The following is a 10,894-nucleotide window of genomic DNA, read 5'->3' as shown; positions in this document are numbered from 1 at the left end:
GACGCCCGGAACACACCCCTGCCCGCGGCGCATCATCTCGCACCGGTCACGCCAGGACGGCCAGCCGAAGGCTCATCGGTGGATCGAGGCTAAGGTCTTGCCCGGGGCTTCCCAGCCGAAGGCCTGTTCTTGGGGTGGCTTGTGAAAAAGTGAAATATCCAACGCTAAGGTTTTGCGCCAGCGGTTGCGAAACGTCCCTCTAGGCCGGCTTAAATCCTCGCCCGGGCCGCACGTGGCGGGCGCGGCAACCGCTCGGCCTGGCTGTGCATCATCGGATTCGCCGCTAGTGTTCAACTTCACCGTCGTCAACGTGTACTTCCCCGGCCTGCACTCCTACTCCAGACGCACCTGACCCCGTCCCCGGCACCGCGGCGGCCGAATAACGATGTATCATCGCTTCGGTGAAGGGAACCTGCCATGCCACCGATTGACCAGTGGGTCGCGTTCGAACCCCTCGCGGGCTCGCCAATCGCCGTCGCCGCCCTGCTGCTCGCGGCGCTATACCTGAGGGGGGCGATCTGGATGTGGCGGCATCGCCGTCGCTGGGCAATCGCCCGTACGGCATCGTTCTTGACCGGATGCGTCCTGATCTTTGCCGTCACGACGTTCGGCGTGAACCGCCTGGCCGAGGAGTTCGTCTCGGGCCTGGTGTTCCAACAGATCACCCTGTTGACCGTCGTCCCGCCGCTTCTCATCGCTGGCTCGCCGGGGCGTCTTCTCCTGCGCAGTACACCGCACACCGACCTCGGACGACTCGTGCTCCGCGCCGCGCACGCGGGACTCCGATCACGATTCTGCCGCGCCGCACTACACCCCGTGGTCGCCATCGTCGCCGCGATCCTGCTGTACCCGGCTCTCTATCTCACAGACGTCATCAGCATCATCATGCGCATCCCCTCCGGCCATGACGCCATGTTGTTCATCTTCCTCGTCCTCGGCGTCATCTCGGCGATACCGCTATGGTCGTCCGACCCCTTGCCACGTGTCCCATCCTTCGCTGTGCGGTTCGTCGACATCGTCGTCGAGCTCCAAATCCATGCCGTCTTCGGCCTGATCCTGCTCCGAACCGGGACACCGCTTTTCAGTGCATACGCCAACCCCACCGGCGACCATGATCCGATCCTCGATCAGGCGATCGCCGGGACCCTGGTATGGACCTATGCAGAACTGCCGCTATTCGTGGTACTCATCGTCTGCCTTTCCCGCTGGCGCACCCGGGAGATGCGCACCTCGAAGCAACGACAACGCGTCGAGGATGCAGAGCTCGACACATACAACGAATACCTCGCAAGTATGGCCCAGGGACGCCTTGAGAGGTAGTGGGATCCTCGTGTGTCGCGGCCAGCGCATCAGTGCCGGCCCCAAGCGACCAAGGTACTGCTGGTTCCGGGCAGCCGGTGACGTCGTTTATTTTCCACGGTCGTCCTCTCGTCAGCCCGTATTCCGGGCCGGAATAAGAAAGCTTAGCGCCTGCCGCAGGCGGCCGGCTTGGGTAGCAGGCTGAGTAATCAGTGAGCGCCGTTCAGCCGCCGCGCGTACCGGCTCAAACCGTGCAGGTACCGCCGCCGGCCGCCGGCAACCCTGAGCCGATAAAGAGGATCACGGCGTACTAAACAGCGGCATCCACACGAACTGCCGTGTCGGTAAAGCGATGAAGGGCCCAGGGCAGTCATGGCCGCAAGCCAGGGCACTGCCGGTGAGCAGCGGCGGTGCCCGGCCAACCACCCCGGGGTGAGATACTGCAGTTCAGGCGGCACGAGTACCGGTGATTAGTGTGCCTATCCCGACAATCCACGCCAGTTATTCAACCCAGGGGAAACAATGCGACGTTTCTGTTTCATCGCGATGGCCATCTTGGGACTGATAGGAGTGATGGCTATCGCCGCGGCCGCCGACAGCACAGATCGGGCCGTCGGGATCCTACTCTCCCTCACAGGTTTCATCGGCGCAATCGCAGTCGTCAGAACCAACAGAAACTCAAGCTAGCTGTATTGGGGCAGACCGTGAATCCGCAGGGATGGATGGAGTGAGGGCTGACGGCCGTCGCCAAGATGAAATATCCCGGGAAAAGTGGAAAGCTGGCCCTATGCCTGAATCCAGTAGAGCTGCGCCTGCCCCAAAGAGCGCACCCGGTGACGCCAGCGTTCTTTACACCGAGAAGCTCTGGCCGAACTTCTGGATCTGGCTGGTCTCCGCGGGCTTCTCGAGCGCCGGAATCCTGATGCTGGCGCCCATCAGCATCGCGGCCGGGATCACCGCAGCTATTGTGCTGTTCGCCATCATTTTCGTGCTGTTGGTCCTCTCGACCCCGACAATCCAGGTGACCGGGTCAACGCTGAGTGTGGGCCGGGCCACGATCGAACGGAGCTTCGTCGGCACCACCATGGCGTTCCGCCGCGCCGAAGCGACGGCGGAACGCGGCACCCGGCTCAATGGCCTGGCGTTTCTGTGCATCCGTGGCTGGGTGGATCCGGTGGTCCGGATCGAGATCACTGATCCCTCCGACCAGACCCCGTACTGGCTGGCGTCCACCCGGCACCCGGACCAGCTGATCGTGGCCCTGTCGGCCCAGCGGCACTAGGCCTGGGTTAGCTCAATGTCCCCGTAGGGCTTGTTTATTACCACCGTCCTCCAGCCCGGGCTCCGGGTCATAACGCCCGGGTTTATGACCCGCAGATTATGGCACCGGCAAAACATAGCATGGGCACATGACGCAGACCTCCGTACCTCCTGTCGAGGCCCGCCCAGCCCCTCTGGAGCATCCGGCGCCCGGGACGCCTGTACGCAATCTTGCAAGCCACCGGTGGATCCGCCGGCCGCAGGAAGCATTCACCGAAAGCGCCCTGCAGGAACGGCTGCTTGGCGGCATCCGTTCATGGCGCGATTATCCGACGTCGCTGCGGCTGTGGTTCTGGCTGATTCCGGCCCTCAACGCCGCGATCGGCGGCGTCCTCCGCTTTGTCCGCCTGGACATTCCGCGCAGCCTGGTGTTTGACGAGACCTACTACGTCAAGGACGGCTATTCGCTGCTGGTGAGCGGTTACGAACGCAGCTGGCCGGAGGAGGCCAATGTCTCCTTCAACGCCGGTAACCCGGCCGTCCTGCTGGACACCCCCCAGTACGTGGTCCACCCGCCGGTCGGCAAGTGGATGATCGCGGCAGGAATGTGGCTGTTCGGGCCCGACAATCCCCTGGGCTGGCGCTTCGGCGCAGCGCTGACGGGGACCCTGTCCATCCTCCTGATCGCCCTGATCGCGCAAAAACTCTTCCAGTCCCTGACCCTTGGGGCCGTAGCCGGCCTCCTCCTGGCAGTGGACGGACACCACCTGGTGATGTCCAGGACCTCCCTGCTGGATATTTTCCTGATGTTCTGGATCCTCGCCGCTTTCGGTGCGCTCCTGATGGACCGCGACGACGGCCGGCGGCGGCTGGCCGCTACGCTGGGACGCCAGTCCGCCGCTGCTGCCCCGGACGGCAGGCCCTCGGTGCTTCAGCTGTTTTCCGGACCGTGGCTGGGCGTCCGCTGGTGGCGCGTGGCGGCGGGCATCTGCCTGGGCCTTGCGGTGGGCACCAAGTGGTCCGCGCTGTTCTTCATGGCTGCCTTCGGTTTGCTGACCGTCTTCTGGGACCTGAGCGCTCGCCGGGTCGCCGGGATCCGGGGCTGGATCAGCGGCGGCCTCATCAAGGACGGAATTCCCGCTTTCCTAAGCATCGTCCCTGTTGCCGTCCTGGTGTACGTTTCCACGTGGGCCGGCTGGTTCCAATCCAAGGATGCGTACTTCCGGCACTGGGCCGACACCAACCCCTCAGTCCAGTGGGGCTGGATTCCGGGCCCGCTGCGGTCTCTGGCCCAGTACCATCTGGAAGTCTACAAGTTCCATCAGGGACTCAGCTCCGACCACCCCTACGAAGCCAGCGCCTGGAGCTGGCTGGTGATGGGGCGGCCCACGTCGTTCTTCTACGAGTCCCCCAAGCAGGGAAGCCCAGGCTGCGACGTTACCAGCTGCGCCTCGGCCATCCTCTCAGTGGGCAATCCCCTGATCTGGTGGAGCGCCACGGTTTCGCTGGTGATCCTGCTGTTCTGGTGGGCAGGCCGCCGGGACTGGCGGGCCGGTACCATCCTGGCCGGGGTCGGCGCGGGCTACCTCCCGTGGTTCCTGTACCCGGAACGCACCATGTTCACCTTCTACGCCGTCTCCTTTGAACCGTTCCTGGTACTCGCCCTGACATACTCCCTCGGCCTGGCGCTCGGACGGAGGCAGGACCCGCTGTGGCGTCGGCGTTCCGGGCTCTACCTGGTGGCCCTGTTTGTGGCCGCAGCAGTTTTGCTCTCGGCATTTTTCTACCCAATCTGGACCGCGGAAATCATCCCGTACCAGGAGTGGCGGCTCCGGATGTGGATGCCGTCCTGGATCTAGGGCAGAATGCTCGCGACCTCTGACCTGTCCAAAAATTCATCCACGTCCCGGCCGGGACTCGCCTCCAGCTTCCTTTGCCCCAATCCTGGCCCTGCCAAAGACCTGGGCAGGCCTTGTTCGACCAGCCTTCGAACACATGTCACCGAACGAGCTCTGGACCTCGAGGATCTGGCCCGGGGACGGCAGTGCGGTCTGGAAAGGTAAGGTTACGGCGCTGGACCAGCGAACAGGGCGCAGGCGGCGGAGTACATATCAGCCGTCGCTCCTGGCAGGAACCGGCTTTGCGGCCACACCGAGCAGGTAATCGCCGGAGATCCGGGTGAGAGAACCAATCACCACGAGCCCGTGGTTGGCCAGTTCGTCGAGGAATTGCTGGGCGGTGAAGCGGTCCTCGGTGGGATGGTCGAACAGCCGCTGATAAGTCGGGCGGGCCAAGGCGTGAGCGGTGACCTCTTCGAAGTAGAACCGCCCGCCCGGCGCCAGGACCCTGCTGGCCTCGGCGATGGCTGCGCGCCAGTTCGGTATGTGGTGGACGATCCCGAAGTCGAACACCGCGTCATAGTCGTCGTCCCCGGCACTGAGCGCGGAACGCAGGTCGGTTGCGCTGCCTTGCGCCAGTCGCACCCGGTCACCATAACGGGCAAGGCGCCGGGCAGCGCGGTTGATCATCGCCGGGTCCAGGTCTACAGCGTCAACGCTTGCGGCGCCGAATCGTTCCAGCACCAGCTGGGACCCATAGCCTAAGCCGCAGCCGATCTCCAGCGCCCGTGCCCCGGGCAGCAACCGGCCACCCAGCCGCAGCAACACCCGGATCTCGTAGAAGCGCTGCAGCCACCGCCGGGGCGGAGAATTGACCAGAAGAGTTTCCATCCGGTTCATTAACACCGTTAGCCGTCCCTTCGTCCAAACGATGTGGGTGAGTCAACGACAGCCACCTGGGACGACCGGGGTGGCAACACGGCGATGGTGAAGCCCGTCCGCAGAGTCGAACCGAGCAGACGTCGTTCAACCGTGGGCGTGCAAGGGTTTGCCCGCCAAGGCGAGGGCAGCCTCACTGATGGCGTCGTTCTGGGTGGGGTGGGCGTGTACCAGGTTCGCGACGTCCTCGGGATAGGCCTCCCAGTTGACCATCAGCTGGCCCTCCCCGATCAGCTCACTGACACGGGCGCCGAGCATGTGCACCCCAACGATCGGGCCCTTCTTTTGACGGATAAGTTTGATGAAGCCCGCGGTCTGCAGCATCTGGCTTTTTGCGTTCCCGCCAAGGTTGTACTCGACCGTCTCGACGCCGTCGGCGCGGAACTGTTCCTTCGCCTGGGCCTCCGTGAGGCCGACAGAGCCGGCCTGGGGTTCCGAGTAGGTCACACGCGGGATGCCCGATTCGATGATGGGTGCCGGGTTCAGGCCGACGATCTCTTCGGCGACGAAAATCCCGTGCTGGAAGCCCCGGTGGGCCAGCTGAAGGCCGGGCACGATGTCCCCGATGGCATAGACGTTGCCGACCCCGGTGTGCAGCCGGTCGTTGGTGGGCACGAAGCCGCGCTCCATGGGGATGCCGGCTTCTTCGTAGCCGAGGTTTGCTGTGGAGGGGCCACGGCCCACCGCCACGAGCAACACCTCGGCCTCCAAAGTTTTCCCGTCCTGGGTGGTGACGGTGACGCTGTTATCGTTCTGGGTAACGCCGGCGAACATCGTGTTGGTGAGAAATTTGATGCGGCGTTTGGTGAAGGCCCGCTGCAGTCCCTTGGACAGGGATTCGTCCTCGTTGGCGATGAGGCGCGGGAGGGCCTCGACGATGGTCACTTCCGTGCCGAAGGAAGCCCAGACGGAAGCGAATTCCACGCCAATGACGCCGCCGCCGAGGATGATCGCGCTCTTGGGTACGAAATCTAGTTCGAGTGCCTGTTCGGAGGTGATGACCCGGCCGCCGATCTCCAGACCGGGCAGGGACTTGGCACAGGACCCGGTTGCCAGCACGATGTTTTTGCCCTGGTAGCAGGTGCCGTTGACTTCCACCGTGTCGGGGCCGGCCAGCGTGCCCCATCCCTGGATCAGGTCGATACTGCGGGAAGCCACCAGGCCCTGGAGCCCTTTAAACAGCCGGGCAACGACGCCTTCCTTGAACTTTGTCACACCGGCCATGTCGATACGGCCCAAGGTGCTTTCGACGCCGAATGCTTCGCTTTCACGGATGGTGTCCACGATTTCCGCCGAGTGCAGCAGGGCCTTGGTGGGGATGCAACCGCGGTGCAGGCAGGTCCCGCCGAGCTTGTCGCCCTCAACGAGGGCCACCTTCATGCCCAGCTGCACCCCGCGCAGAGCAGCTGCATAACCGGCGCTGCCACCTCCGAGGACTACGAGATCATGGGCCATAATTTTCCTCCCGATCCAGTACGTGAGCTGTTTCCCGATATTATTGCCCAAGGCCGATCTTTCGGGGAGTCCTTTCCGGGATTTCGTGGTTGTGGGTTGGCAGTTGTGTTCAATCGCTTACCACGGCAGCTGCGGCACCCGTTATCGCCGCACTTTCAGCGTGCGGGGTGCGGTAGCGTGCCGCCGGTTTCGACTTTTGACCGTGCCCGGGATCTGAGGGTTTGGAAGAGTGCCAGCCCGGTGACGAGGACAAGCCCGGCTACCCAGGTGTTGACGCGTGCACCGAGGATCGTGTTGGCAGGATCGGAGCGCATCAATTCGAGAGCAAACCGGCCGGCCGTGTAAAAGACGAGGTAGAGGGAGAAGACCGCTCCGGCGCCGAGGCTGTATTTGCGGTCCAGGATTATCAGCAGTGCCGCCGCGGCCAGGCACCAGAGGGATTCGTAGAGGAAGGTCGGGTGGAAGTAGCCGATGACCTCAGGGGCGCCTTCAGGGGAAGTAATTGCCTTCCCTGTGGTGGAGTCCATGGCGTGGATTTGCAACTTCCATGGCAGATCCGTGGGGGCGCCGTAAATTTCGTTGTTGAACCAGTTTCCCCACCTGCCCAGGGCCTGCGCCAGGAGCAGTCCAGGGGCGGCGGCGTCAACGAATGCAGCGAAGGGGACTCCGGTGCGGCGGGCACCAATGGCTGCCCCGACGAGGCCGAGGGCGACCGCGCCCCAGATCCCAAGGCCGCCTTCCCAGATCCGCAGGCTGCCCCAGGGGTCCTTGCCCGGCCCGAAGTACAGCTGGTTATCGGTGATCACATGGTAAAGCCTGCCGCCGACGATGCCGAAGGGAACGGCCCACATCACGATGTCCAGGGCCTGTTCGGAGGTGCCTCCCCTTGCTGTGAGGCGGCGGACGGTCAGCCAGGTGCCGACGACGATGCCCGCCAGGATGCACAGCGCGTAGAAGCGTATCGTCAGCGGGCCCAGTGCGAAGGCGCTCAGTGTCGGGGAAGGCAGGAAGAGATCCGGCGTTGATAACGGTTGCATGGCTCCGGTTCGCTCAGCGTCGTGGCGGGTAGGGAAATCCTGCGGCGGTAATCGTTCTCGGCACGGAGCGGCAGGTCAGTGGAAAGGCGCCCTCGGCTCCATGCCCTGGACTGGCCGCAGCCGGCTGCTGCGGCCCTGCCGGCGCCTAGGGTGAGATCACAGGCCGGAGTAGGAGTGCAGGCCGTTGAAGAACTGGTTCACGATGGTGAAGTTGAAGACCACGCACAGGTAGCCGACGATGGACAGCCACGCGGCGCGGGTTCCGGTCCAGCCGCGTGTGGCACGGGCGTGGAGGTAGCCGGCGTAAACCACCCAGATGACGAAGGTCCAGACTTCCTTGGTGTCCCAGCCCCAGAACCGGCCCCAGGCTTTTTCGGCCCAGATCGCACCAAACATCAGGGTAAAGGTCCAGCCAATGAACCCGAGCGCGTTGATGCGGTAAGAGAGGTTCTCCAGGCTCAGCGCCGACGGGACGACGCGCATGAACCCAAGCCTGGCCGCGCCTCCCGCGGCGACAGTTTTCTGCCGGCGGGACTGGACCAGCTGCAGGGCGGACAGCGCGAAGGTCAGGGTGAACAGGGCCGATGAGAGAACGGCGATGGAGACGTGGATGATCAGCCAGTAGCTTTGCAGGGCGGGAACGAGGTGGCCCACGGGAGTCCAGTACGCCACCGAGGCGGCGACCTGCATGATGATGACCAGGCCGATCACGAAGGTGCCCAGGAACCGCAGGTCACGGCGGATCAGCGCGAGCAGAAACACCGCTGCGACGACGAAGGCGCCGGTGGTGAGGAATTCGTACATGTTGCCCCAGGGAACCCGGCCCGCACCGAGGGCCCGGGTCACCACCCCGGCGCCGTGGATCAGGGCGCCCAGCATGGTCAGGGCTACACCGACGCGCGCGGGCATGCGCCGGGCGGGGGCGTAGTCCATGTCGGTCCCGGCAGTTCGTCCTGCGCCGGCTGCGTCTTCTCCTGTCCGGTGCGCTGCTGAGCTGGGGCGTTCAGCAAAGCCAGCCGGCCCGCCGACGCCGGAAGCCGCCCGGTCCCCGGACGCGCGGGCACTGGTTCCGGCGCTGATCGGAACCCTGGCGGGTGCGGAGGCTTGAGCGGGCGCGGCTGTTGCGGCTTTGAGGTCCACCGCACGCAGGGTCCTGCTGCTGCGGGCCAGGTCCCAGGCGAATGCGATGAACGCCACGGTGTAGGTGCCTGCGGCCAGGAGCATGAACAGCTCGCTGTACTGGCCCATGATTTCGTTGATCTCAGGCATTAGTGCTCCTTCGGTGAGCGGGCAGGGACGGCGGCGGCAGCGGCGGGGTCGGACTCTGCCAGGTTCCAGCGGGCGGCGAGGCGGGCACGGATCGCGGCGGCTTCGGGCGCGAGCCTGTGGTCTTCTCCGCGGGCCAGCAGCCCGTATTCGATCATCGTGCGGCCGTCCACGTGGGCGCCGGCACGGAGCCAGACGCGGCGACGGTTCACATACAGGGAGACGATCAGCCCCGCGACGGCGGCCAGGGAGAAGATGAGAACCCCCTCCTGCCCGGGGACCGTGCGGATGTCCACCCCGATATAGCGTTTGAGCCCGTCGAAGCTGATCGAGCCTTTACCCTCCGGGAGGGTGTAGCTCTGCCCTGCGTCCAGGACAATGCCGCCGGCGGGAAGATCCCGGCCGTTGAGCTGGGTGAGGTTCTGCACGTCCAGGTTGTAGACGTTCTGGGGTTTCCCGGTGTCCAGCCCGAGGTCACCGTAGTAGGAGTTCAGGTTCAGTTGTGGGTTCAGCGGGTCCGGGTCGAAGCTGTAGGACACACCCTCCTGGTTCTTGATGGCCGAGGGCAGGAAGAACCCGACGAAACCCAGCTGGGAAGGTGACGCGTCCGGGGCCTTGAGGACAATGCTGGAGGTGTAGACGGCGTCGTTGGGGACGGAGACGACGGGGCCGCTGAACGCGGTGTTCCCGTCCCCGTCCTTGACGGTGACGATGGGTGCGTAGCCGTTGCCCACCAGGAAGATGCCCGTTCCGCCGAAGTAGACCGGTTCGTTGACTTTCAGGACCTGCTGTTGCGGGGCGGCGTCAGGGCTTTCCCGGGTCGTCACGGCGGCTTTGAAGTCGATGGGCTGACCGAACTGCCGGGTGGATTCGCGGTCGAAGCGGACCTCGAACTTGTCCAGCGTGATGGCGAACGGGTCCAGCCAGTCGGACTGGAAGTTGGTTCCGGGGGTGAAGTTGTCGTAGCCGACGAGGGTGTTGACGAAGGTGTCGCCTTCGATGATGATTTTTTGGCCCCGGTAGCCGAACAATCCGCCGATGGCCACGGAAACCAGCACGCCGATCAGGGCGGTGTGGAAGACGAGGTTGCCGACCTCCCGTAGCAGCCCCCGTTCAGCCCCCAGTGAGGGCATCGCGGCGTCGGCGTCCCGGATATCGACCCGGTAGCCGCGTTTTTTCAAAACGTCCGCTGCGTCCCGGATGGCGTCGCCCGGGCTGACACCGGATTCCGCCGGCAGGACGAGCGTGCCGTATTCGGGCAGCCGGGAGAGCCGACGCGGGGTGCGGGGCGGGGCTGAGCGCAGGGCCTTCCAGTGGGCCCGTGCCCTGGGTATCACGCAGCCGATGAGGGAGATGAACAACAGGATGTAGATCGCGGAGAACCAGGCCGAGGAATAGACATCGAAGAGCTGGAGTGAGTCAAGGATTTTTCCGTACTCCGGGCGGTCCTTGATGTATTGGGTCACCAGGGCAGGGTTCGCAGGACGCTGCGGGAACAACGAGCCGGGCACAGCGACCACGGCCAGCAGCAGCAGGAGAAAGATTGCGGTCCGCATGCTTGTCAGCTGCGTCCACGCCCAGCGCAGCATCCCGGCGGGACCCAGCGGCGGCGGGACCGGGCCTGCCGCAGTCTCCGGCGCGTCAGATAAGGACATCACTGCCTTCCAATCGGGATGAACAAGAGCTCGCACGGTCTGCAGACCGCAGTTTCTACCTTACGTAGAATTAGTACCAGGTGGGTGGCCACGCCTTCCGAGCGCCCTCCTGATAATATCGCCTAAAGACGATTGCACCGGTTCC

At 64.5% G+C, this 10,894-nt stretch carries 8 protein-coding genes and 1 pseudogene; 4 read left to right on the top strand and 5 right to left on the bottom strand.

The window, feature by feature from the left end:
- Positions 1–213: 213 nt before the first annotated feature.
- The 4 genes and pseudogenes from ACIQF4_RS19650 to ACIQF4_RS19635 form a co-directional block, all read left to right on the top strand.
- Positions 214–352, top strand: a pseudogene (locus ACIQF4_RS19650) (c-type cytochrome biogenesis protein CcsB); the annotation flags it as partial.
- Positions 353–417: 65 nt separating this feature from the next.
- On the top strand, positions 418–1,320 hold the full coding sequence (locus ACIQF4_RS19645; RefSeq protein ID WP_191079150.1) for a cytochrome c oxidase assembly protein: 903 nt from the start codon (positions 418–420) through the stop codon (positions 1,318–1,320).
- A gap of 766 nt (positions 1,321–2,086) precedes the next feature.
- The gene (locus ACIQF4_RS19640) at positions 2,087–2,581 is read left to right on the top strand and encodes a DUF3093 domain-containing protein (RefSeq protein ID WP_191079151.1); all 495 of its coding nucleotides are present in this window, start codon (positions 2,087–2,089) and stop codon (positions 2,579–2,581) included.
- A gap of 127 nt (positions 2,582–2,708) precedes the next feature.
- Positions 2,709–4,418, top strand: a complete 1,710-nt coding sequence (locus ACIQF4_RS19635; RefSeq protein WP_191079152.1) for a dolichyl-phosphate-mannose--protein mannosyltransferase — start codon at positions 2,709–2,711, stop codon at positions 4,416–4,418.
- 252 nt (positions 4,419–4,670) lie between these two features.
- Here the strand turns inward: ACIQF4_RS19635 and ACIQF4_RS19630 are convergent, their stop codons facing one another.
- The 5 genes from ACIQF4_RS19630 to ACIQF4_RS19610 all read right to left on the bottom strand — a co-directional run bounded on the left by ACIQF4_RS19630 (position 4,671) and on the right by ACIQF4_RS19610 (position 10,749).
- The gene (locus tag ACIQF4_RS19630) at positions 4,671–5,288 is read right to left on the bottom strand and encodes a class I SAM-dependent methyltransferase (protein ID WP_223883693.1); all 618 of its coding nucleotides are present in this window, start codon (positions 5,286–5,288) and stop codon (positions 4,671–4,673) included.
- Between the two features lie 135 nt (positions 5,289–5,423).
- Positions 5,424–6,791: a dihydrolipoyl dehydrogenase gene (gene lpdA / locus ACIQF4_RS19625; RefSeq protein ID WP_191079154.1), complete on the bottom strand. Its 1,368-nt coding sequence runs from the start codon at positions 6,789–6,791 to the stop codon at positions 5,424–5,426.
- A 155-nt stretch (positions 6,792–6,946) separates the two neighbouring features.
- A complete protein-coding gene (gene lgt / locus ACIQF4_RS19620) occupies positions 6,947–7,828 on the bottom strand; it encodes a prolipoprotein diacylglyceryl transferase (RefSeq protein ID WP_377087145.1) in 882 nt (293 codons plus the stop codon).
- A gap of 156 nt (positions 7,829–7,984) precedes the next feature.
- The gene (gene ccsB, locus ACIQF4_RS19615) at positions 7,985–9,097 is read right to left on the bottom strand and encodes a c-type cytochrome biogenesis protein CcsB (RefSeq protein ID WP_191079156.1); all 1,113 of its coding nucleotides are present in this window, start codon (positions 9,095–9,097) and stop codon (positions 7,985–7,987) included.
- Positions 9,097–10,749 carry a cytochrome c biogenesis protein ResB gene (locus tag ACIQF4_RS19610; RefSeq protein WP_191079157.1) on the bottom strand — a complete coding sequence of 551 codons (1,653 nt, stop codon included), beginning with the start codon at positions 10,747–10,749 and terminating at the stop codon, positions 9,097–9,099. Before ACIQF4_RS19610 ends, ccsB begins: the two co-directional genes overlap by 1 nt.
- Positions 10,750–10,894 lie beyond the last annotated feature (145 nt).

Origin of the sequence: Pseudarthrobacter sp. NPDC092202 (assembly GCF_044755505.1) — a bacterium.
Lineage (GTDB): Bacteria > Actinomycetota > Actinomycetes > Actinomycetales > Micrococcaceae > Arthrobacter.
The sequence above is the reverse complement of the archived record's forward strand: the minus strand, read 5'-3'. Positions and strand labels throughout refer to the sequence as shown.

What these genes read in the sequence shown, in the direction of transcription:
- ACIQF4_RS19645 (WP_191079150.1), top strand. Translation starts at nt 418, where the DNA reads ATGCCACCGATTGACCAGTGGGTCGCGTTCGAACCCCTCGCGGGCTCG.
- lpdA (WP_191079154.1), bottom strand. Translation starts at nt 6,791, where the DNA reads ATGGCCCATGATCTCGTAGTCCTCGGAGGTGGCAGCGCCGGTTATGCA.
- lgt (WP_377087145.1), bottom strand. Translation starts at nt 7,828, where the DNA reads ATGCAACCGTTATCAACGCCGGATCTCTTCCTGCCTTCCCCGACACTG.
- ACIQF4_RS19630 (WP_223883693.1), bottom strand. Translation starts at nt 5,288, where the DNA reads ATGGAAACTCTTCTGGTCAATTCTCCGCCCCGGCGGTGGCTGCAGCGC.
- ACIQF4_RS19640 (WP_191079151.1), top strand. Translation starts at nt 2,087, where the DNA reads ATGCCTGAATCCAGTAGAGCTGCGCCTGCCCCAAAGAGCGCACCCGGT.
- ccsB (WP_191079156.1), bottom strand. Translation starts at nt 9,097, where the DNA reads ATGCCTGAGATCAACGAAATCATGGGCCAGTACAGCGAGCTGTTCATG.
- ACIQF4_RS19610 (WP_191079157.1), bottom strand. Translation starts at nt 10,749, where the DNA reads ATGTCCTTATCTGACGCGCCGGAGACTGCGGCAGGCCCGGTCCCGCCG.
- ACIQF4_RS19635 (WP_191079152.1), top strand. Translation starts at nt 2,709, where the DNA reads ATGACGCAGACCTCCGTACCTCCTGTCGAGGCCCGCCCAGCCCCTCTG.